At 53.4% G+C, this 22,736-nt stretch carries 21 protein-coding genes and 1 pseudogene; 18 read left to right on the top strand and 4 right to left on the bottom strand.

Features of this window, described 5'->3' with window-relative positions; all coding sequences use genetic code 11:
• Positions 1 to 4 precede the first annotated feature (4 nt).
• The 9 genes from NFS35_RS18845 to NFS35_RS18805 all read left to right on the top strand — a co-directional run bounded on the left by NFS35_RS18845 (position 5) and on the right by NFS35_RS18805 (position 11,878).
• Positions 5 to 2,167, top strand: a complete 2,163-nt coding sequence (locus NFS35_RS18845) for a M56 family metallopeptidase (RefSeq protein WP_251208644.1) — start codon at positions 5 to 7, stop codon at positions 2,165 to 2,167.
• Between the two features lie 44 nt (positions 2,168 to 2,211).
• Positions 2,212 to 2,670 carry a hypothetical protein gene (locus NFS35_RS18840; protein ID WP_251208643.1) on the top strand — a complete coding sequence of 153 codons (459 nt, stop codon included), beginning with the start codon at positions 2,212 to 2,214 and terminating at the stop codon, positions 2,668 to 2,670.
• A 140-nt stretch (positions 2,671 to 2,810) separates the two neighbouring features.
• Positions 2,811 to 3,515: a hypothetical protein gene (locus NFS35_RS18835; RefSeq protein ID WP_251208642.1), complete on the top strand. Its 705-nt coding sequence runs from the start codon at positions 2,811 to 2,813 to the stop codon at positions 3,513 to 3,515.
• 145 nt (positions 3,516 to 3,660) lie between these two features.
• Positions 3,661 to 4,347: a hypothetical protein gene (locus tag NFS35_RS18830; RefSeq protein WP_251208641.1), complete on the top strand. Its 687-nt coding sequence runs from the start codon at positions 3,661 to 3,663 to the stop codon at positions 4,345 to 4,347.
• A 53-nt stretch (positions 4,348 to 4,400) separates the two neighbouring features.
• Complete coding sequence (locus tag NFS35_RS18825; protein ID WP_251208640.1) at positions 4,401 to 5,891, top strand: ATP-binding protein; 1,491 nt, start codon at positions 4,401 to 4,403, stop codon at positions 5,889 to 5,891.
• A gap of 38 nt (positions 5,892 to 5,929) precedes the next feature.
• Positions 5,930 to 6,628 (top strand): LytR/AlgR family response regulator transcription factor, encoded by a 699-nt coding sequence (locus NFS35_RS18820; protein WP_251208639.1) that lies wholly within the window; start codon positions 5,930 to 5,932, stop codon positions 6,626 to 6,628.
• Entirely contained in the window at positions 6,622 to 8,118 is a 1,497-nt protein-coding gene (locus NFS35_RS29065; RefSeq protein ID WP_275564708.1) for a sensor histidine kinase, read from the top strand. The genes NFS35_RS18820 and NFS35_RS29065 overlap by 7 nt, the downstream gene beginning before the upstream one ends.
• 109 nt (positions 8,119 to 8,227) lie before the next feature.
• Positions 8,228 to 10,009 carry an ABC transporter ATP-binding protein gene (locus NFS35_RS18810; RefSeq protein WP_251208638.1) on the top strand — a complete coding sequence of 594 codons (1,782 nt, stop codon included), beginning with the start codon at positions 8,228 to 8,230 and terminating at the stop codon, positions 10,007 to 10,009.
• Between the two features lie 78 nt (positions 10,010 to 10,087).
• Positions 10,088 to 11,878 (top strand): ABC transporter ATP-binding protein, encoded by a 1,791-nt coding sequence (locus NFS35_RS18805; RefSeq protein ID WP_251208637.1) that lies wholly within the window; start codon positions 10,088 to 10,090, stop codon positions 11,876 to 11,878.
• Here NFS35_RS18805 and NFS35_RS18800 read toward each other — a convergent pair.
• The 3 genes from NFS35_RS18800 to NFS35_RS18790 form a co-directional block, all read right to left on the bottom strand.
• Positions 11,869 to 12,189 (bottom strand): hypothetical protein, encoded by a 321-nt coding sequence (locus NFS35_RS18800; protein WP_251208636.1) that lies wholly within the window; start codon positions 12,187 to 12,189, stop codon positions 11,869 to 11,871. The genes NFS35_RS18805 and NFS35_RS18800 overlap by 10 nt on opposite strands.
• A 25-nt stretch (positions 12,190 to 12,214) precedes the next feature.
• Entirely contained in the window at positions 12,215 to 12,622 is a 408-nt protein-coding gene (locus NFS35_RS18795) for a helix-turn-helix transcriptional regulator (protein ID WP_251208635.1), read from the bottom strand.
• Positions 12,623 to 12,893: 271 nt separating this feature from the next.
• Entirely contained in the window at positions 12,894 to 13,436 is a 543-nt protein-coding gene (locus NFS35_RS18790) for an SGNH/GDSL hydrolase family protein (protein WP_251208634.1), read from the bottom strand.
• Between the two features lie 245 nt (positions 13,437 to 13,681).
• On the opposite strand from NFS35_RS18790, the gene NFS35_RS18785 reads away from it, so the two are divergent.
• The 9 genes from NFS35_RS18785 to NFS35_RS18745 all read left to right on the top strand — a co-directional run bounded on the left by NFS35_RS18785 (position 13,682) and on the right by NFS35_RS18745 (position 22,178).
• Positions 13,682 to 14,635: an AraC family transcriptional regulator gene (locus NFS35_RS18785; RefSeq protein WP_251208633.1), complete on the top strand. Its 954-nt coding sequence runs from the start codon at positions 13,682 to 13,684 to the stop codon at positions 14,633 to 14,635.
• 181 nt (positions 14,636 to 14,816) lie between these two features.
• Entirely contained in the window at positions 14,817 to 15,239 is a 423-nt protein-coding gene (gene rpsL / locus NFS35_RS18780; protein ID WP_251208632.1) for a 30S ribosomal protein S12, read from the top strand.
• Positions 15,240 to 15,499: 260 nt separating this feature from the next.
• Positions 15,500 to 15,970 carry a 30S ribosomal protein S7 gene (rpsG, locus tag NFS35_RS18775; RefSeq protein ID WP_251208631.1) on the top strand — a complete coding sequence of 157 codons (471 nt, stop codon included), beginning with the start codon at positions 15,500 to 15,502 and terminating at the stop codon, positions 15,968 to 15,970.
• A gap of 44 nt (positions 15,971 to 16,014) precedes the next feature.
• Positions 16,015 to 18,177, top strand: coding sequence for an elongation factor G (fusA, locus tag NFS35_RS18770; protein ID WP_275564707.1), 2,163 nt, complete (start codon positions 16,015 to 16,017; stop codon positions 18,175 to 18,177).
• 219 nt (positions 18,178 to 18,396) lie between these two features.
• On the top strand, positions 18,397 to 19,584 hold the full coding sequence (gene tuf / locus NFS35_RS18765) for an elongation factor Tu (RefSeq protein WP_251208630.1): 1,188 nt from the start codon (positions 18,397 to 18,399) through the stop codon (positions 19,582 to 19,584).
• Positions 19,585 to 19,815: 231 nt separating this feature from the next.
• The gene (locus NFS35_RS18760) at positions 19,816 to 20,229 is read left to right on the top strand and encodes a DUF6941 family protein (RefSeq protein WP_251208629.1); all 414 of its coding nucleotides are present in this window, start codon (positions 19,816 to 19,818) and stop codon (positions 20,227 to 20,229) included.
• Positions 20,226 to 20,834 (top strand): hypothetical protein, encoded by a 609-nt coding sequence (locus tag NFS35_RS18755; protein WP_251208628.1) that lies wholly within the window; start codon positions 20,226 to 20,228, stop codon positions 20,832 to 20,834. Before NFS35_RS18760 ends, NFS35_RS18755 begins: the two co-directional genes overlap by 4 nt.
• Entirely contained in the window at positions 20,827 to 21,201 is a 375-nt protein-coding gene (locus tag NFS35_RS18750; protein WP_251208627.1) for a hypothetical protein, read from the top strand. The genes NFS35_RS18755 and NFS35_RS18750 overlap by 8 nt, the downstream gene beginning before the upstream one ends.
• 200 nt (positions 21,202 to 21,401) lie before the next feature.
• On the top strand, positions 21,402 to 22,178 hold the full coding sequence (locus NFS35_RS18745) for a transposase (protein ID WP_408629643.1): 777 nt from the start codon (positions 21,402 to 21,404) through the stop codon (positions 22,176 to 22,178).
• 26 nt (positions 22,179 to 22,204) lie between these two features.
• Here the strand turns inward: NFS35_RS18745 and NFS35_RS18740 are convergent.
• Positions 22,205 to 22,736 (bottom strand): annotated as a pseudogene (locus NFS35_RS18740) (IS1634 family transposase); the annotation flags it as partial.

Here is a 22,736-nt window from a genome sequence, read left to right as displayed (position 1 = left end):
GCATATGCTGGAGCAGATTTTCCTGAAGGTGCTGGATATGAGCCGGACGGCCGGCATGATTATCGTGGTGGTATGCATTGCGCGCATTTTCCTGAGACGGTTCCCCAAGTGCATCTCCTATATGCTCTGGAGCGTCGTCCTGTTCAGGCTCCTCTGCCCGGCCACCTTAGAGCTTGGAATCAGCCTGGTTCCGAGCCTAGAGCCTGTGCTCTATGAGTACGCAGCGGAAAAAGGAGGGGCCCCGGCGGAACAGGCAGACAAGGCAGCCGTGGCCGATACGGGCAGTAGGGCAAAGGAGAGCCAGGGAAAGGCGGAAGGGCAGGAAAAACAGGAAAAGTCCGGATCCGGACCGACAGCTCCCATGGAATCCCTGCCAGAGAGAGATGCCAGGGCCGCGGAGCCTTCCTGGCAGGAGTTGTTCCTCTTATATGGAAAATATGTGTGGATATCCGGGGCAGGCATCATGCTCCTGTATTTTCTGGTATCCACTGCCAGGATTCGCAGCAGGGTAGCGGCATCCATTCCCCTGAAGGAGAATATCTATATCGTAGACGGAAGGATGTCCCCTTTCGTCATGGGCATCATAAGGCCCAAAATATACCTGCCAGAGGGCCTAAGCGGGAAGGAGCAGGAATACATCGTCCTGCATGAAAGGCTCCATATCAGGCGGCTGGACCATATCGTCAGGCCCGTGGCCTTCGCCGCGCTGTGCGTGCATTGGTTCAACCCGCTGGTATGGGCAGCGTTCGTCCTTTCCGGCAGGGACATGGAGATGAGCTGCGACGAGGCGGTTGTGAAAAGGTTGGGGGAAGGCATCCGGGCGGACTATTCCGCGTCCCTGCTGGCCCTTTCCGCACAGTGCCCCGCCATCCGGGGGATTCCGGTGGACTTCGGGGAAGGGGACACAAAGGGCAGGATCAGGAACCTGGCATCCTTCAGGAAGACCGGGAAGGGCGCATTAGCGGTGCTGGCTGCCGGGGCCGTCATCCTTATCGTATGCCTGGCAACGACCCATAAGACGCTGGTTCCGGACACGGGCGATTCGGAGGCCGGAACAGAGGTGGCTGCAAACAGGGGGATGCAGGACGGACCTGAAGCAGATGGGACGGAACCGGCCCGGACCGGGGCTGATGCCCCCGAATCTGAGGGGCCGGACGGATTAGAATCGGACGCGCCAGAGCCTGACAGGCCCGAACCCGGTAAGCCCGATGAGGCGGAGGCCCCAGAGCCGCTGAACGTCTCCCTGGACATCAGGGAGCACTATGCCACGCTTAAGGCAGGTCCGCATAACCTCTTTTATATTGATGGGGACAATGTGCTATGGGGGAACGGGGGGAATGAGTACGGGCAATTGGGGCAGGGGACGCAGGGCTATGAGTTCCATGATGAAATGGTGAAGATTGCGGAGGGGGCCGTCCATGTAGACTATTCCCAGAATGGGTTCGCCATCTTCCTGACGGAGGACCATAAGCTCTACGGCATGGGGAATGCCGGGTGCGGGGCCCTGCAGCAGTACGAGGAATTCGACTGGGGGCGATATACGAACGGAGAACATTATACAGTGACAGAGCCGATTCTCCTTATGGAGGATGTGGCCTATGCATGCTGCGGCAGGACGGACGTTGTGTGCCTGACAACGGATGGGACGGTCTGGACTTGGGGAACCGTTTATTTTGAGGGCGCCTATTATTCGATGAATGTCTATTATTTGCAAAATCCCAAAAAGATTTTAGAAGACGCGGTGCTGGTCACCGGAGGCTGGTTCAACCATGCGGCATTGCTTCGGGACGGGACAGTCTGGACCTGGGGGTACAACATGTCCGGGAATTGCGGTGTTGAGGACCCGGCCCCAATCGGCGAGCCGACGATGGTGGCGGAGGATGTGGTCATGGTGTGGACAGACCTTGAAGTGGGCTATGACTTAGAGCCAGGCACAGAAGATGCGGTAATGACCTGGCTGGGAAAACAGAAATATAATATGGAATATGACGGCATGGCAGAATCTGAGGGTGTCTTTCCAAGACATTTTAATAATACAGTGATTCAGAAGTCGGACGGCTCATATTGGGCATGCGGCGAGGACGTGGGTACGGAAGAGAAGTCGGTGCGCGGCCAGGAGGCGTACTATACTGTTATCTGCACGCATGAGTTCCAGCCATGCAATTAGCCTGGCGGCAGGGCGGAGATGCGGGAAGGGATTGAGGTGGTGAGATGGATAAACGGACAGGAGCTACATGTATACTGATATTGCTGCTTTTAGGATGCATCGTATTATTGAAGAGGAATGACGCAGGGAACCATGAGAATCCATTCCCCATATCAGTCATTGGCGGAGAGCTGCTCATGAGTTCAAGGGAGGGATTCGATTCTGTTACGATATACAGGATGGGGGATTTATTGGTCATCAATGCGGAATCGGATGCGGAATTTTTTGATGGCGCGCAGTTTACGGTGGAGCCTGAGGGGGAGATAGGGCCTGAGGATATTGAAGTCATATGGACGACCCTGGGCGGCAGAATCAGAAGAGAGGATGAGGGGGCAGAGGATCATGACTTTATTATCGCGGAGATTAAAATCACAGAGAATGGCGAACTGATATTCGACACCAAGGTCAATTTTGCGAAAAAGGCTTTTGAAGCAATTGATGAGTTTCTCCAAAGGAATGAGTAAAAATATAAACTGAACCATTACCGGCTAAAGCCGGTTGTTAAAGACATGGTTTTTCATGTATAATAAGTGATAGATTAAATGCCGTTTCTATAGAAAACTTTGGAAAATATTATGAAGTAGTAATGGGAAGAGGCAGTGCTATGAAGAAGATTATAGGTATTTATATGGCTATTCTGATAGGTGTTCTATGTACGGGATGTGCGCCCGAACATCGTGAGGAAGTTTCAATTGAGCCGAGTTTTGTGTCAGAAACTAAGCTTGGGGAGATTCCTGTCAGCATTCAAGTCTTTGTATCAGAAGATGCGAAGGTTACACCGGAAATCGTAGAATATGACTTTGAAAGTGCCTGTGAAAAAGGGGAAAAACAGCAGATATACGGTACATTGCCGGGAGCATCTGAAGGCAGATGGTATATCATAACAGTAGACGGCGTGGAATATTATTATGGGAGGTATGACTTTTCAGCTGACAGAACGGAATTGTTTGGATATGCTATTGTGAGCGGGGAGTATTCATTGGGAAATGGGATTTCCGTGGGCATGACGAAAGGTGAGATTATTGAGCTTTACCCTGCCATGGCAATGCTGGATATGGAAAATAATATCCTCAATGGAGTGGTTGGACATATGGGGTGGAATTCGACAGCTTATCCTCGCAGCCCTGCAGGCATGGATGAAGAATTGCAATATGCTGACGGAAAAGAATATCGCTGGGATAATCAGTTTGATTATGTTATGATTGCGGAGATAGAGCAGCCGCCAGACACCATTCCTGTTTATGTGGCACTGATGATGAAAGATGATATTGTTACGGCGATTACTTTTTATTATCCGACTGCAGGTTAAGCGGATAGGGGGATAAATAATCAGTGCCGTTTGCCAAGCACAAGGGAACATGCTATACTGGAACGGTGGTAGATGTCCGGCCCCACCTGCGGCCATTGACCAGTATGGAACGGAAAAATCGCGATGACCAAGGAGGAAGCAAAGTATGAGCAGAAAGTGGAAGAAGTTCGGGGAACTGACAAGAAAGTGCTACATGGACCTGGCAGGGCTGGAGAAGAGCCTTAACTGCTGGGACGAGGCATTCGAAGCCTTGAAGGAGGCAGTGGCCGCGGAGAGAAGGGAAGAGCCGGAATACGCGGCGGAGCTGTATGCGCTGGACGAGGAGACGGATTACGAATATGACGTACAGGGATGGCTGGAGGATTACCTGGACGATTTGGACATGCGGGAGAGCAAGGAGAAGCTGCTGGAGGTATGCGATGAACTGATCGGGCTCTTTCGCTGGGAGGAGGAGAAGCCGTCAGACATCAGATTCCTGAAGGTTTCGGCATTGAAGAGCCTGGACAGGGCGGAGGAGGCGGTGGCATTCTGCGAAAAGTGGCTGGATCAGGAGCCGGACGATTATGTGGCGGTGGCAGCGGGGATTTACGCATTCCTTGAGATCCGGAATATGGAGGCGGCGGAAGGGCTCATACGGCAGCATATCCATGAGGACACGGAATGCACGGATGAAAACGATATCCTGTTTACGGCGGCGGCTACCTATTATAAGGCGGCCGGAAAGAAGGAGGAAGAGAAGCGCATCCAGAAGGCCCTGGACGAGTATGAGGAACAGTTGGAAGAGCTGTTTAGCGGATTTGGCGGAGAGGACGACGAGCTGGAGTTTTTCTAGGAGGGACGGATAAGCAGGAACAGCGCTTCATATTTGATGAGATAGGAGCAAGCATGGAAGAATTGTTCGAACTGGCAAAATTCGATTCCTACAAAGAAGATAACCGCAGGGAAGTAAAAAAAGCAGAAGGCGGACTTCCAAATAGTCTATGGGATACCTATTCTGCTTTTGCCAACTGCTATGGCGGAGTCATCATTGTTGGTGTGAAAGAGGACAAAGACGGCAATTGGCATACAACCGGGCTGAAAAATGCGGCAAAACTGAAAAAAGATTTCTGGGATACCATTAACAACCGTAAAAAGGTGAGCGTCAATCTTTTGAAAGACGATGATGTGGAAACTTTCCCAATGGCTGGCACAGATGACGTAATCATGATAATCTGGGTGCCGGGCGCAAAGCGGGAGCAAAAGCCAGTATACATCAATGACGACTTGTTTGGAGGGACCTTTCGAAGGAATTGGGAGGGGGATTACCACTGCACCAGACTGCAGGTAAAAACTATGCTGAGGGATCAGGCAGAGGAAACCATGGATATGGAAGTGCTTGAGGAGGCTGAGATTGAAGACTTGAATCAGGATTCCATTCGCGGTTACCGCAACAGCCATAAATCCTTTAAGCCAGGACATCCTTTTGAGCGGTTGGATGACAAGGAATATCTCAGGGTGATTGGCGCAGCGGGTTTTTCGAAAGACGATAAAAGGCTCCATCCTACGGCTGCCGGAATGCTTATGTTTGGAAATGAGTATGATATTGTGAGATATTTTCCGGAATACTTTTTAGATTACAGGGAGAATCCGGATACGGTAATCAGATGGACGGACAGGCTTCAATCATCATCCGGCGAGTGGTCGGGAAATGTATTTGACTTTTATTTTCGTGTATACAATAAGATTACTCGAGATATCAAAGTGCCATTTAGGATGGAGGGCGGTTTTCGGGTCGATGATACGCCTGTTCACAGAGCGCTGAGGGAAGCGTTGGCCAACTGTATCATCAATACGGACTTTTATGGAAAATATGGCGTTCTCATAATCAAGCAAGACGATAAAATCATATTGGAGAATCCTGGTTATATCAGACTCGGCAAGGAACAGATGCGCAGGGGAGGAAAATCTGACCCAAGAAATAAGAGCCTGATGAAAATGTTTAATTTGATAGATATCGGTGAACATGCGGGAAGCGGAGTGCCCAATATTTTTAACGTATGGGAAGACGAAGGATGGGAAGAGCCTGAAATAAAGGAAGATTTTGATCCGGACAGGACATCGCTGACATTAAAATTCATAAAAAAACAAGCGATAAAAACAAGCGATAAAAAACAAGCGATAAGAACAAGCGATAAAAAACAAGCGATAAAAACAAGGAACAATCAGGAAAAAATCAGACTGTATCTACAGGGGAATGAAGCGGCAAAAACCAGGGATATTGCAGAATTACTGGGTTTGAGCATGGCAAGGACGAGAGAGATACTCTCCGCGATGGACGATGTGGAAGCGATGGGGAGAAATAAGACAAGGATATATCGCCTGCGAAAGGAAACGTAAAGGGCAGCAGGCTCTGACCTGACACAGGCGGAAAGGAGATGGCGTACATGCGGATCGGGCTGTGCGATGATTCGCCAGGGGACCAGGCGGCAGCCCTGGAGGTGCTGGAAAAGCTGGGCCTGCAGGCGGATGTGTTCGGCACGGGGGAGGCCCTGCAGGCGGCTTTCTGGAAGCAGCCCTACGACCTGGTGCTGCTGGACATCGAGATGCCGGGGACCGGAGGCTACGAACTGGCCCTTGTATTGAAAAAACAATATGAAGCATGCGAAATCGTGTTTATCACCGAACACATGGAGCTGGTGCTGGAGGCCTTCCGGTTCAAGCCCGCGGCCTTCGTGCCGAAGGGGCAGTTGGCGGAGGAGCTGCCCAGGGCTTTGAGGCGGATTCTGGAAAAGGGCAGGGAGAATCCTGTCTTCGTCACCCGGAAAAAGAACCGGGACAGGATCGTGGAGCTGAACCAGGTGGTGTACCTGAAATATATATACGACCATGAGGTGCAGTTTACCCTGAAGGACGGCAGCAGCTTCTCCGAGACCGGCTCCATGAAGCAGTTCGAGGCGGAGCTGTCTCCCAAAGGGTTCCTAAGAATCTACAGCAACTGCATGGTGAACGCCCTGTACATCGTCCGGATGGAGCGGGAGGCGGTAGTATTGGCAAGCGGCGAGCAGCTTGCGGTGGCCAGGGAGCGGAGAGAGGGCGTGCGGAAGGCTTATATGGAGTATTTGATGAAATGTTAGAGGGAATCGTGGCGGCGGGATTTCATTGTTGCTTTTTCGGCACCGGCAGGGGCTGGCTGCGGGCGGGGACAGGAACCGCGGCGCTGGCCCTGGGCGGGTTCTTTCTGCCGGGGATACGGCCTGCCGTTCCTTTGTTGACGGCCCTGTGGATTATGCTGACGGGATTTTGGCTCCACGAGGGGCGGCGGGAGGAGGGTTTCCTGGCAGGGGGCCTCTGGCTCATGGCGCTGGCTCTGGCAGAGGGCCTGGGGGCTGGGCTGGGCCTGGCAGGGCTCCTGGCCGGAAGGGAGACAGAGCTGGCGGCAGGTCTGGCAGCGCAGGTGCCGACAGGGGAAATGGGCGCAGGGAATCCGTCCGCGGCAGGTCTGTGGACATGGATGATATTCGGGGAACCGCTTGAGAATCTTTGGGAAAACGCGTGCTTTCCGGGAGAAGCGCAGGCGGCATTGGCCGCGGCCCTTATCCTGATGGCGGCGCTGCATCTGCTGGGCAGGGGAGGGCTGCATCCTTTGTGGATGGCGGCGCTGGTGTTGCTGTGGCTGCTTGCGGGATTCCTGGGCAGCATCGAGTACGCCCGGCCCTGGCAGGACCGGGTGATGGGGCTGGCCCTGTATCTGACTGCCGGGGGGCTGCTGGCCTGCCAGCAGGTTTTCTGCGCCAGGCAGGAGCTGGAGCGGGCCTTCTGGGCGAATGGCAGGGGCGAGTGGCCGGGGTATCCGGGAAGCGCGGGAAATCCCGGCGGCGCGGAGGAGCCGGAAAATCCGGAAGCGCCCGCGGCTGGCCCTCCGGAGAAAGCCATCCGGAACCTGGCGGGAAAGCGGCGGAAAAAGGGGGGAGATGCACCAGCCGCGGCGGCCGGGGCATCCTTCACGGGCGGAGCCCGGGACTGGCGGCAGGCGGCGGACAGGGAATTCCGCCGGATGCAGATATTTGAGCATGACTTCCGGCACCACCTGGATATGGTGGCGGCGCTGTACGAGGAGGGCGACCCGGCGGAGGCCAGGGCCTACCTGGAAGACTTGAAGCAGTCCAGGGTGAGCCGCCAGGGCCGCAGGATCGGCGGGGAGCGGGAGCTCTCCTATATCATGATGGCGAAAAGGGAGGCTTGCAGGGAGGCCGGGATTTCCTTTTCCTATCAGATCGTGGGCAGCCCCCGGGGCATCGCCCAGATGGACATGACGGCGCTCCTGCTGAACCTTCTGGACAATGCCATCCGGGCCTGCAGGGAAGCGCCCATGCCCCGGAGCATATCCGTGATGCTCCTTGCCAGGGGGGAGCTTTGGGAGATCGAGATGACCAATTCCGGGAACTATCGGCCCGGACAGGAGCCGGGCAGCAGCCCCGGGAAGGAAGGGGACGGAGCCGTCCACGGCCTGGGCCTGGTGAGCGTGGGGCAGATCGTGGAAAAGTACCAGGGGAGCAGCAGGCTGTGGCAGGAGGATGGCCAGGTGCGGCAGAAGGTGATCCTGGTGCAGCGGAATGCGGAATAAAGAGAAAAACCGACGGAAAAAGGAGAAGTGGTTGCAAAGGCCCTTCTCCTTTTGTATGATTTATACTGACGATCGCCAAAATCGAGAAAAGAATTTTGGAGGCATGACAATGTTGTTTCAAAATATCCGATATGTGTGCAGGCTCTATTTCCGCAGCACCCGTTCCATCTTCGCCTATCTTCTGATAAGCATGGCGGCCCTGCTGCTGGCCCCGCTCTTAAGCGTGTACCTGCCCAGGGTGGTGGTACAGGCCGTGACGGAGGGCTGGGCGTTCCCCAGGCTGGCGCTGTGGGTGGGGGCGCTGGCCCTCGGCATCGCGCTGCTGAACGTGCTTTCCACGGTCAGCGGCATGAAATACGGCGAAAAGGCCGGCATAGGCCGACTGGAGATCGGGTTGGCGCTGGAGGACGTGATGATGGCCTGCCCCTATGCCCTGACGGAGGATCCGGCGTGGCAGACGAAAATGGGGGAGGCGGGGGACTACATCTATTCCGACGGCAGGACAAGGGGCGTGGCCGGGATGGTATTCGGCCTGCGGGATTTCGGCATCAGCGCCATGGGCGTGTTCACCTTTTCCGCCATCCTGGGCATCCTGCATCCCGCGGTGCTGGCAATCCTGGTGCTCACCTGTGTGGTGCCGGGGATGATCGGCAACCGGCTGAGCCGCTATGCCTTCGGAAAGCGGGAGAACTGGCTGCCCTACGACAGACAGATTGATTATATCTACCGGAACGTCACTACGGCCCGAATGGGGAAGGATGTGCGCCTGTACAAGGCCGGAGGCTTTTTCCTGGAGAAGATGGAGGAGGCGGTCCGAAAGCGGCTGCTCTGGGCCCGGAAGATGCTGCGCCGCCAGTTGGGGGCGGACGGGGTCTCGGCTCTGATGCTGGTATTGCAGAACGGGTTCGCCCTGGGGTGGATTGCCGGTGAGATCGCCCGGGGGAAGATCGGCGTGGCGGATTTCACCTTCTACTCCGGCGCGGTGATCCAGTTCACCCAGTTCATGAACAGCTTCGTGCAGTCCTACGGCATCGTCAGGCAGTGCAGCCTGGACGTGGGGGCGGTGCGGGAGGCCCTGGCCTATCTGCCGGAGGGAGGGAGCGGCGCCGTCTGGAACCTGGCGGATCGTCCTGCCCCGGAGATCCGCTTCGAGCATGTGACCTTCGCCTACCCGGGCAGCGGGGAGCCTGTGCTGAGAGACATCGACTTCTGCGTCCGCCCCGGGGAGAAGCTGGCGCTGGTGGGGGCCAACGGCGCGGGGAAGACCACGCTGGTGAAGCTTTTGTGCGGGTTCTATCAGCCAACGGAAGGACGCATTTTGATAGACGGTGTGCCGACTTCAGAAAGGGAGGCTGGGGAGCTCTACGGCTTGTTCTCCGCAGTGTTCCAGGATATGCTGGTGCTGCCCTTCACTTTGCTGGAGAACGTGGCGGTGGCGGGGGAGGCGGATGTGGAGCGGGTGCGGGAATGCCTGGAGAAGGCGGGACTGAGCGAGCGTTTTCCCGATTTGAACCAGCCCTTGGTGAAGGGAATCCAGGACGATGGGGAGAACCTCTCCGGCGGGGAGGAGCAGAAGCTCCTGCTGGCCAGGGCGCTGTACAAGGAGGCCCCGGTGCTGGTGCTGGACGAGCCCACGGCGGCGCTGGATCCTCTGGCGGAGAGCGAGCTGTACGGAAAGTACAATGCGTTCACCAAAGAGAAGACCTCCTTTTTCATCTCCCACCGGCTGGCCAGCACGGGATTCTGCGACAGGATCCTGCTGCTGGAGGAGGGGCGGATTCTGGAGCAGGGCTCCCACAGGGAGCTTCTGGCCCTGGGGGGCGTTTATGCCCGTATGTTCCATGAACAGAGCAAGTATTATCGGGAAAACAAAGATGCGGAATCGGAATAAGAATCAGAATAAGAATGAGGACCGGAATAAGAATCGGAACAAGAACAGAAGTAAGGACTGGAATAGGAGATTTTTGGGATGAAACGGATTAGGGACATACTGGCATTTTTCGGCAGGATGGACAGGGGATTCTATCCGGTGCTGGTGGCCGCGGCGCTGCTGGAGACGTTGGAGGGGTTCGGCGTGCTGCTGATATCCTCCACCATATTGAACCTGCTGGTGGCGGGGGCTGGGCCGGAATCCATCCTGTCCGCCACCCTTGTCATGACAGGCGGCTACGGCGCCCTGCACTGGCTGCGGCTTTTGGCAGTCCGGCACAAGGACTACAGGCAGCAGCGCCTGCGCTACCGATACTGGTGCTTTGTGGTGGAACATGTGTTCCGGCTGTCCTATTGGTATCTGGAGAAAGAGGACTTCGTGGAGACCCTGGAGCAGATCTGGCAGAACGACCGGACCTATGACCTGACCATGGGCACCCTGAACCAGGCCTACGCCATGGTGAGGAGCGGCTTTTCCGTGCTGGTGGCCTGCGTCTCCTTCCTGCGCCTGTTCGGGGCGGTGCGGGGGCTGGGGGATTCGGCTTTCCTGGTGGGGATGCTGATTCTGGGGCTGTTCGTGCTGATCCTCCTGTCCACGGGATACATTGTCTGGCAGCGGAAGCGGAACGCCCAGGACATGGTGGGCTTCATGGAGGAAGTGGTGAAGCGGAACAAGGTGGCCATGTACCTGCTTGGCCAGGTGATAGCGAATTACCCCAAGGGCAAGCATATCCGGCTGTACGGCATGCAGGAGAAGCTGCGGCGGGAGCAGAGGAAGCAGACGGCCGGTTTCGGGCACCTGATCGCCCATCAGGGCCGGATGGAGCTGAAGCCCGGCCTTGCGGGGGACATTTCCTCCGTGGCCATCAGCGCTATGGTCTATCTGACGGTGAGCGCCATAGCCATGGCCGGAGGGCTGGGGGCGGGGAGCATCATCTGGTACGCCGGTGTGGTGCAGCAGCTTCTGGAATCGGTACGGCGGCTGATCGGGCTGGCCAGCGAGCTGTACGGAAACTGTACCAGGCAGCAGGTCATCTTCGGCCTGACGGAGGCCGTAAAGGAGGTGGATTCCGGTGCGCGGGGCCTGCCGTCCGGGGAGGAGCACACGCTGGAGTTCAGGGACGTCTCCTTCGCCTATCCGGGGTCTGACCGGATGGTGCTGGAGCATGTGGATTTGCGGATTTCCGGCAGGGAGCGGGTGGCCCTGGTGGGGCCCAACGGCAGCGGCAAGTCCACATTGATCAAGCTGATCTGCCGCCTGTACGAGCCTGTATCGGGGCGCATCCTGCTGGACGGGGCGGACATCCGGGAAATCTCCCGGGAGGCATACACGGACTTCCTGTCCGTGGTGTTCCAGGATTACCAGATCTTCGCCGCCACCTTGGGGGAGAACATCGCCATGGAGGCAGGGGCGGACAGGGCGAGGGTGGAGAAGGCCATGGCGGAGATGGGCCTGCGGCTGAACGGACAGGATACGCCCCTGCGCCGCGACCTGGAGGAGGACGGCGTGGAGGTGTCCGGCGGGGAGGGACAGAAAATCGCCATCGCCCGTGCGCTGTACAAGGACGCGCCCATGGTGATCTTAGACGAGCCCACAGCCTCCCTGGATCCTCTCTCGGAGAGCGAGATCTACGGGAAATTCGGCAGGCTGGTGGAGGGGAAGATGGCCATGTTCATCTCCCACCGCCTGTCCAGCTGCCGGTTCTGCGACCGCATCCTGGTGCTCCGGGACGGCAGGATCGTCCAGGACGGAAGCCATGAGACCCTGGCCGGGGAAGAGGGCGGGCTGTACCGGGAGATGTGGGAGGCCCAGAGGCAGTATTACAGGTAGGACGCCCCCGTAAACACCAGGACGATGGCCCCGACAGCGATGAAGCACAGGGAAATCCCCGCCCTTTTCTTAAGGGAGGCCATAGCGGCCCTGTCGCTTTCGCCAAGTTCGATGGGATATTTCTTCCGCCCGATCAGGTACAGGAAGAGCCCGCTGCTGTTGCCGCCGCTAATGGAGAAGAATCCCCAGAATTTCGGGTGGTTCAATCCCCGGCAGCGGGCGTCCAGCTCCGTCAGCCTGTAGACATGGTAGGTCAGGAAGAAGGCGCCCAGAAGGACCACGAATACCATCACAATCATAATGACAACCATAAAAACTCCTTTCCGGCCTCAGGGCCTAAAACTTCTTGATAAGCTGATAGAACAGCACACAGCTTCCTGCAATCCCTAGGGAAGCGCTGGCCGCGATCAGGTAGGGATTGCGGGTGATGAACCCGTTGAAGAGGATGAACAGAATCAGCAGGACGATGTTCATCCCCGCCGCCAGGATCAGCTTCCGGTTGCTGCTTACCACGTCGGTGCTCTCATTTAGATGTTCGATCATTTTCCGGTCTCCTTTCAGCAAATCGTCGAGGCTGATGCCATAGAGGTCGCTCAGGCTGATGACGCTGACGATGTCCGGGTAGGATTTCTCATTCTCCCAATTGGATATGGTCTGGCGGGATACGCCGATGGCCTCCGCCACATGCTCCTGGGTGAGCTTCGCAGTGAGCCTGGCCTGCTTCAGCTTTGTTCCTATGTCCATAGTCATGGCCTCCTGTTTTTGTCGCTACGTTCCATTGGTACCCTTGCAAGCGGGACTACATTTGCGTAATAAATGTGCATACCTGGAATGCGGTCCGATACGGCTGGAACATGGTCTTATTATGCTGTGCCAGAGCCTGGCTGTCTATCAAAAGTCTTTTCCATGGAGGGAAAATGGCTGTCAAAATGCTTTTACATGGCTGTTTTACTGGGATTTTCGCATGGATTCGGCTTCGGCCGTTCTATTTCCCATGGGAGAGGGGAGACCCGAATCAAAGCAGCTGCTTTCCCAGATACACTTCCGCAATGGTAGCGGCAGCCAGCCGGGAGCCTGCTTCGGAGGCATGCTGCCCGTCCGCCGCATAGAGCTCCGTCTCCGGGTGCTCTCTGTGGTATCTCCACCAGTTTTGCCCCACAGGGGCCACCTCGCAGCCGGTCTCCCGCTGAAGGGACAGGTAAGCCTGACTCATGGCGTCCTGTGCGGTCTCCCCGTCCTCTTTGGTGGTCCAGGTCATATAGAGGATGGGCCTTGCGCCTGCCTCCCGGACCCAGTCGATCAGCTTCCTGCCGCACCGGGCCATGACATCCAGATCCCCCATGGGGTGGGCCGTGTGCTGCAGGATTACGGCATCGTAGCCGCCGTAGCGTATGTTGAACCGCACCTCCGGCTCCTCCAGGTGGAAGTCCCATCCCCTGCCGCCGTGGGCCAGCATGGCCACCTCCACCTCCGCCTGGTTCTCCCGGCAGATTTCCGCGAACAGATGGGGCATGTCGTTAAAATAAGTATGGCTGTTTCCGATAAACAGGACTTTCATGATTCGTCTCCTCCGCAGTGGTTTTGTCTTGTGAAATTGGATCACAGCTTTATTATGCCCCTTCGGAGAGGATTTGTCCATCGGTTTATAAGCCCCAAAGCACGGGCAGAATACAGATTGACGGATCAGGACAATTCCGGGCAGAAAAAGGCATGACTTCTGCCGCCGGGTATGATATTATGAACAGGAAGTCGCGCGGCGGACATGGCCGTCCGGATCCGGAACCGGATGGCAGAGGAGGAAGAATGGACTGGCTAAGCAGCTTGAGGACGGCAATCGACTACATGGAGGAGCATCTGCTCCAGGAGATCGGGGCGGAGGACGTGGCCGGGGAGGTGCACCTGTCTCCCTTTTATTTCCAGAAGTGCTTTAAGATAGTGACGGGCTATACGATCGGGGAGTACCTGCGCAACCGCAGGCTGTACCTGGCCGGGCTGGAGGTGCTGGGGCGGGAGGCGTCCGGGGAAGGGGCGCGGAACGGCTCTGGCGGCGGCCGCGGCGCAGAGGGGAAGGTCATCGACCTGGCATACAAGTACGGGTACGATACGCCGGAGGGCTTTACCAGGGCCTTCGCGCGCTTCCACGGCCTGTCTCCCATGCAGCTGCGGGCCCAGCCCTACCGTCTGAAGGTCTTTCTTCCATTAATAGTAGAGATTTCTGTAAAAGGAGGCAGCAGAATGGATTTCACGATTGAGAAAAGGGAAGCGATGAGGATGATCGGGTTTGAGAGGACTTTTTCCTTTGAGGAGGCCTACCGGGAGATTCCAGGGTTCTGGAAGGAATTCTGCGGGAAATACTGCGGGCAGGACGCGGCCCGGGAGGCGGGGGAGGAAGCCGTCCGGCAGACCGTGGCGGAGTGCATGGTGGGAGAGTTCGGCGTCTGTGTGGAGGATGAGGCGGACATGGAACATTTCCGTTATTATATCGCCGGAGCCTACCAGGGCGGCGAAGTGCCAGAGGGGATGAAGGTGTTCGAAGTCCCCGCCGGCGAGTGGGCGAAATTCAGGTGCATCGGGCCTATGCCGGAGGCGCTGCAGACGGTCAACACGCGGATCTTCAGCGAATGGCTCCCCGGGAACAAAGAGTTCGAGGCGGCGTTCCATATCAACATCGAGTGGTATTCCGGCGGGGATACCGAGAGCGAAGGATATGAGAGCGCCATCTGGATACCGGTGAAGCGCCTGGGCGGCCAATCTTAAAACAATGGCCTTAAAATAAGCTTTAAAATAATATCGAAAAACTGTTGACAACACATCCGCAAGTGGCTATAATGATAAAGCATGCGTGCGGATGTGTTTTTTGTGCAACTAAAAATGCACGGATATCCAGCCGCAGGCATGGCAGACAACAAATGCCAATCCAAGAAAGAGGTGAAACAGAATGCCAACATTTAACCAGTTAGTAAGAAAAGGACGCAAGACTTCCACAAAGAAGTCTACGGCACCGGCTCTGCAGAAGGGCTACAACTCCCTTCACAAGAAAGCTACGGATGCGCCGGCTCCCCAGAAGCGTGGTGTGTGCACTGTCGTGAAGACGCTGACCCCCAAGAAGCCTAACTCTGCTTTGAGAAAGGTTGCCAGGGTACGTCTTTCCAACGGAATCGAGGTTACCAGCTATATTCCCGGCGAAGGTCACAACCTGCAGGAGCACAGCGTTGTTCTGGTCCGTGGCGGCAGGGTAAAGGACTTGCCCGGTACAAGATATCATATCATCCGTGGTACCCTTGACACTGCAGGCGTTGCCAACAGGAAGCAGGCTCGCTCTAAGTACGGCGCTAAGAGACCTAAGGCAGCAAAGAAATGAGATTTCTTAGAAATGAGATTTCCTGGAAATAGGATTTCTTCTGCGTTAGGAAGCGTCGGTCCACAAAACGAAACTAAGAAAGTGTTGGAATTCTGTGTTATACCATTAAGGAAAGCCGCCTGCGGCTTCCCGCAGTACAGATAGACAGCGCGAACACTTGGGGAAACACTTGTGAGTACCGATGATTTATTTCGTGCGGTGAGCCGCACAGAATGTGGGAGGCAGCGCCTTTCGCATTTATTGATAAGGAGGGAAGAACCGTGCCACGTAAAGGACATATTCAGAAAAGAGATGTATTGGCAGATCCTTTATACAATAGCAAGTTAGTAACTAAGCTGGTCAACAATATCATGCTTGACGGCAAGAAGAGCGTCGCTCAGAAGATTGTATACGGTGCGTTTGCCAAGGTAGAAGCCAAATCAGGAAAGCCTGCTTTGGAGGTATTCGAGGCGGCTATGAATAATATCATGCCTGTCCTGGAGGTAAAGGCCAGACGTATCGGCGGCGCCACCTATCAGGTGCCCATCGAGGTGAGGGCTGAGAGGCGCCAGGCGCTGGGACTGCGGTGGCTCACCATGTTCTCCCGCAAGAGAAGTGAGAAGACCATGGAGGACAGACTGGCGAACGAGATTCTTGACGCGTCCAACAATACCGGATCCGCTGTCAAGAGGAAAGAGGATATGCATAAGATGGCGGAGGCCAACAAGGCGTTTGCGCACTACAGATTCTAAAAGCATATTTTCTTGTACCGAAAATAAGTTAGGAGGAAAAAATCTTGGCTGGAAGAGAATATCCGTTAGAGAGAACCAGGAATATCGGAATCATGGCCCATATCGATGCTGGCAAGACCACATTGACAGAGCGTATCCTGTATTATACTGGCGTGAACTACAAGATAGGGGATACTCATGAAGGCACTGCCACCATGGACTGGATGGAGCAGGAGCAGGAAAGAGGCATCACTATCACTTCAGCGGCTACGACCTGCCATTGGACATTGGAAAAGGAAACCAAACCTATGCCGGATGCCCTGGAGCATCGTATTAATATCATTGATACCCCGGGACATGTGGACTTCACTGTAGAGGTGGAGCGTTCCTTGCGCGTACTGGACGGCGCAGTGGGTGTTTTCTGCGCGAAAGGCGGCGTGGAGCCACAGTCCGAAAACGTATGGCGGCAGGCTGACACTTACAATGTGCCTCGTATGGCGTTCATCAACAAGATGGACATTCTGGGAGCGAATTTCTACGGCGCTGTAGAGCAGATTAAGACAAGGCTTGGCAAGAACGCAATCGTTATCCAACTGCCCATCGGCAAAGAGGATGAATTCAAGGGCATCATCGATTTGTTTGAGATGAAAGCCTACATCTACAATGATGACAAGGGCGACGACATCACCGTGACAGATGACCTTGGAGATATGGCGGATGACGCTGAGCTGTATCGTTCGGAGATGGTAGAGAAAATCTGTGAGCTGGACGATGACCTGACCATGATGTATCTGGAGGGCGAGGAGCCTTCCGCGGAAGTACTGAAGAAAGTGCTGCGGAAAGCCACCTGCGAGTGTACCGCGATTCCGGTATGCTGCGGCTCCGCTTACCGCAACAAGGGCGTTCAGAAGCTCCTGGATGCTATTCTGGAGTATATGCCCGCACCCACTGATATCGCTGCCATCAAGGGCACAGACCTGGCGGGCAACGAAGTGGAGAGACATTCTTCCGATGATGAGCCTTTCTCCGCACTGGCTTTCAAAATCATGGCAGATCCTTTCGTAGGAAAGCTTGCATTCTTCCGTGTGTATTCCGGTACCATGAATTCCGGTTCCTACGTGTTGAATGCGACAAAAGATAAAAAAGAGCGCGTGGGACGTATCCTGCAGATGCATGCCAACAAGCGTGCGGAGCTGGATAAGGTCTACGCAGGCGACATTGCTGCGGCGGTAGGATTCAAGATTACCACTACCGGTGATACGCTCTGTGATGAGCAACATCCGGTCATCCTTGAGTCCATGGAATTCCCCGAGCCTGTTATCGAACTGGCCATCGAGCCCAAGACCAAGGCAGGCCAGGGTAAGATGGGAGAAGCGCTGGCGAAGCTGGCAGAGGAAGATCCCACTTTCCGCGCGCACACCAATCAGGAGACAGGACAGACCATCATCGCAGGCATGGGCGAGCTCCATCTGGAGATTATCGTAGACAGACTGCTGCGTGAGTTCAAGGTAGAGGCTAACGTAGGCGCTCCTCAGGTTGCCTACAAGGAAGCGTTCACCAAGGCTGTCGAGGTGGATTCCAAGTATGCGAAGCAGTCAGGCGGCCGTGGCCAGTATGGTCATTGTAAGGTCAAATTCGAGCCCATGGAGGCGAACTGCGTGAAGTTCGAGTTCGACCCCAAGGCCAATGTCCTGATTAACGACCCTCCCACATTGCTGTTCGAGAGTACCGTGGTGGGCGGCTCCATTCCCAAGGAGTATATCCCTGCGGTAGGCGAAGGCATCCAGGAAGCTGCGCAGGCAGGTATCCTGGGCGGATTCCCTGTACTGGGCGTGCACGCCAATGTATATGACGGCTCCTACCATGAAGTGGACTCCTCTGAGATGGCGTTCCACATCGCGGGTTCCATGGCATTCAAGGAAGCCATGCAGAAAGCAAGTCCCGTACTGCTGGAGCCTATCATGAAGGTAGAGGTCACCATGCCGGAAGAGTATATGGGCGATGTCATCGGCGATCTGAATTCCCGCCGTGGCCGCGTGGAGGGCATGGACGATATCGGCGGCGGTAAGATGGTGAAAGCTTTCGTGCCCCTTGCCGAGATGTTCGGATATGCTACCGACCTTCGCTCCAGGACTCAGGGACGTGGAAACTACTCCATGTTCTTTGAAAAATACGAGCAGGTGCCCAAGAACGTACAGGAGAAGGTTCTGGCCGCCAAGACGAAATAGACCGAAAAGGGTCACCCCTCCTGTGGAGAAGGTTCTGGCCGCCAAAAAGTAAGACTTTTTTGAGAAAATATGCCAGTAATCTTTAAAAATAGCTTGAAAAACCTCTGGTTATTTACTATAATCAGAGGTAGCCGAGAGAAAAGCGCCGAGTGTGCGGAATGCGCTTCGGCGAGTAGGAAAGAAATAAAAAGTTTCATTAATTGAAGGAGGACTTTAATAATGGCAAAAGCTAAATTTGAAAGAACTAAGCCCCATTGTAACATTGGTACCATTGGCCACGTTGACCATGGTAAGACCACTCTGACCGCCGCTATCACCAAGACCCTGAACCAGAGACTTGGCACCGGCGAAGCTGTTGCATTCGACATGATTGACAAGGCTCCCGAAGAGAGAGAGCGTGGAATCACCATCTCTACCGCACACGTAGAGTATGAGACTGAGAAGAGACACTACGCGCACGTTGACTGCCCTGGACATGCTGACTATGTAAAGAACATGATTACCGGTGCCGCTCAGATGGACGGCGCTATCCTGGTAGTGGCTGCTACCGATGGCGTTATGGCCCAGACCAAGGAGCACATCCTTCTGTCCCGCCAGGTAGGCGTGCCTTATATCGTAGTGTTCATGAACAAGTGCGACATGGTTGACGATCCCGAGCTGTTGGAGCTGGTTGAGATGGAAATCACTGAGCAGCTGGAAGAGTACGAGTTCGAGGGCTGCCCTATCATCCAGGGTTCCGCTCTGAAGGCGCTGGAAGATCCCAGCAGCGAGTGGGGCGACAAGATTCTTGAGCTGATGAGCACTGTTGACGAGTATATCCCCGATCCTCAGCGTGACACAGACAAGCCTTTCCTGATGCCTGTAGAGGACGTATTCACCATTACCGGACGTGGTACTGTTGCTACCGGCCGTGTAGAGCGTGGTACCCTGAAGCTCAACGAGGAAGTTGAAATCGTCGGTATCAAGGAAGAGACCAGGAAGACCGTCGTAACAGGTATCGAGATGTTCCGCAAGATGCTGGATCAGGCTCAGGCCGGCGACAACATCGGCGCTCTGCTTCGTGGCGTTCAGAGAACCGAAATCGAGAGAGGACAGGTTCTGGCTAAGCCCGGCAGCGTTACCTGCCACAGAAAGTTCACCGCTCAGGTGTACGTTCTGACCAAGGACGAGGGTGGCCGTCATACGCCTTTCTTCAACAACTATCGTCCTCAGTTCTACTTCAGAACCACCGACGTTACCGGCGTCTGCAACCTGCCCGCTGGTACCGAGATGTGCATGCCTGGCGATAACGTTGAGATGACCATCGAGCTGATTCATCCCATCGCTATGGAGCAGGGTCTTACGTTCGCTATCCGTGAGGGTGGTCGTACAGTTGGTTCTGGTCGTGTGGCTACGATTATTGAGTAAATAGAATTCTGACGAAGTCATTAGTAAAAAGCTAAATTTTATGGGGCTTTCCGAGAAATTGGAAAGCCCTTTTTGAAATTTTACTACAGCAAAAAAGTGCAAAGCGGTGCCAAAATGGTGCTAAGACGAAATAAAGACGAAATAAAGATGGAATTAGATTTATCAAAAAGCTTGCGGAATTGAAAAAAATGGGTATAATTAACTAGAATAGACATAGAAAGGAGAAAAGATATGGCATATATTTCTTCATTTACATATTGTGATAGTATTCAAATGGAAATGACACCACAAGGTTCAAGAAATCAGATTGTAAACCCTTTGCAAGTTTTAGCGCCGATTGCGATACCGGGAAATTATTCTTTTGCGATTGCTTGTAATGTTGCTGGATTTGATGTTGAGGAAGAAAATAGTGTACGAATACAGTTTGTGTCATCTAGTAATCAAATACTAAATGATACAGGTAATATTAAGTTTCAAATACCAATTGACCAAATCAAATTAGATAAACCTAGTGTTATGCAGTTTAATTTAGATATGAGAAATTTGATATTACATGAGGTGGGTTTATATTCGACTAAGGTATTTGTAAATGGTGAGCAAATAGGTGAGTATAAGATACAAGTGATAGTAGGTGATAGGATATGATGGCAGTGAATCAAATGGCTAATATAAGCATTAATAGGGTATATAGTACATTTGCAGGTGGTGTTTTAGCAACATCCATAATTATTATGGGAAATGGAGCAGTTACTTTAGGGCATAACTCTGATTGCTTAGGACAAATAGTCAGTCATTTTAATGAGAAAACAAATATATATACACCATTTTCTTCTAATCCTTGCATATCCTTTAATGTACCTGGATATAGTAATAATAAAAGTGTTATTTCAGGTGTTGATAAAGTGACAGTAAATGAAGAAAAATTACAAAATATAAAGAAATTAGAAACAATTGCTATGTTGCAAGACAATTGGAATCCAAATGGCGCAAAGGCATTTTCAGCTAATTTAATTTCGAAAGTACGAAATATAATTGTATTTTTGGAAATTCAACCAGAGGTGTTTCCGACAGCATGTGAGTCTTTACAGTTAGAATATGACAAACAAGATGGCTCACATATGGAAATTGAATTAACAGAAAGTGATAATGCAGAGATTTTTGTAGTTGATAGTATGGGATGTGAAAGTATTAGAACTATTCAGGCTAGTATTGAAGTAATAAATAAGGCGGTGAGTGATTTTTATGGATAATACATTTGATGATAAAGAAAAATTGTATCGTGCTGTATATCCCCCATCTCATCCGGGATTGTTTTGGAAAAAAGATGGAAGAATTTCTCCATCAGCGTTTGCAGATTCCAAAGGATTATCAGTTGAAAGAGGTTACTATCGAAAATCTGAAGAAATAGTTGAGAAAATGAAAAAGATATTTTCAGGGTGCATAGTTTCTTTAAGTGTACGCAATTGCCGAGATGTGGATGCAGTAGTAAAGTATTTGCCATCTAAAGATAATAGCTACCATTCGGAAGTGTATGGCAGTGATGATGTTGTTTTATTAAGTAAGAGTCAGAGATTTCATTTAGCAGAAGTTGCAAATGAAGGATATATGGAAGAATGAAAGGGTATGTTAGAGTTTTAATACATACTCTTTTATTTTTACCATCCTTTAATTTGTGTCTGCTGATTAAGTGAAAATCCATTGATTTCACTGACTTTTACAGCATTTTATGATAAAATAAATGCAAGGTTTTTAGCAAAACCACTTCATTTTTCTTGCAGTTTTCATAGAAGACTACCTGCATAAAGGAGCAAAAAAGCATGTACAAACGGTCGGATACTTCACAGCACACTTTCCTTGATTTCAACCAGCCCCTGGGCCTGCATATGGATCCGGCAAACCGCTGGGTCAGGATGGCAGACAGAATCCCGTGGGACGAGTTTGAGCGCAGGTATGCAGGGCTGTTTGAAAGCGGTACCGGAAACCCGGCCAAGCCGCTGCGCCTTGCACTGGGCTGCCTGATCATCCAGGCCCGGTACCAGTATCCGGACAGGGAGCTGGTAGAACAGCTGAAAGAGAACCCATACTACCAATACTTCATAGGCCTTCCCGGGTATCAGGAGAAAGCGCCGATAGATGCCAGTACCCTGGTGCTCTTCCGCAGACGCCTTACAGCGGACATCCTACGGGAGGCCAACGAGTACCTTCTTGAGAGACAGGACGGGGAAGAGGGACAGGATGACGGCCCGCCTGCCTCCGGCGGCAGTGGGGGCACCGGGGAGGAGGCGAACAGCGGGACGCTGATACTGGACGCCACATGCTCCCCTGTGAACATCCGTTATCCCCAGGACTTCGACCTCCTGAATGAGGCAAGGGAGAAGCTTGAGGCAACCATCATCCGTTACTGCAAGGGCCATGGCCTGCCACGCCCGAGGATGTACCGCCGCCAGGCAAGGAAGGACTACCTGGCACTGGCGAAGATGAAGAAGCGCAGCGCGAAGAAGATACGGGCAGCCATCCGCAGGCAGCTCTCCTATGTGCGCCGGGACCTCAGATACGTAGGCGGCCTGAAGGAGAAGGGATATGTGCCAACCTAAAAGTTGTAAAATATATACTCAAAACATCAACTGATAGTCACCCCAAGTTTTTGTAAATAAAGCTCATCGCGCGATGTGATCTCCGTAGTCCATCTGCGGCTCTTGAGCTTTTCCGATATGTCAACGCTTTCCACTGTATCAAACCATTGCAGCTGTAGATATAGAGGGGTATTGCAAAGCCATGACTTCAACCTGGATTCATTGTTCAGCACGGCTTTGGTATCATGTGCTGCATCGCCGTTTTCCTTGCCCAGGCTTTTTTTGAGTTTCCGGATCTCTTCATTCAGGTACTCATAATAACAGAGGGACACAAACTGGACAAACATACGGCCGCGAAGGGTGTCGGTATTCCATACCCTCACCCTGTTGCCGTCAGCATGCTGTTTCCCGGCTTCAAAAAAGGATTCTATCGTCTCCCTTTTACGGTACTTGCGCAGACATTCAAAAGGATCTTTTTCCTTATTGGACACAAGGACAAAGTAACCGTGGTATTTGTTCGCGTCTGCGATGGCTTTGTTATTGGGAACCACAGCGGTTTTGCCGCCCCATTTTTTGATG

Source organism: Acetatifactor aquisgranensis, assembly GCF_943193215.1.
GTDB classification, from domain to species: Bacteria; Bacillota; Clostridia; order Lachnospirales; family Lachnospiraceae; genus Acetatifactor; species Acetatifactor aquisgranensis.
This window is presented reverse-complemented; position numbering and strand designations above follow the sequence as displayed.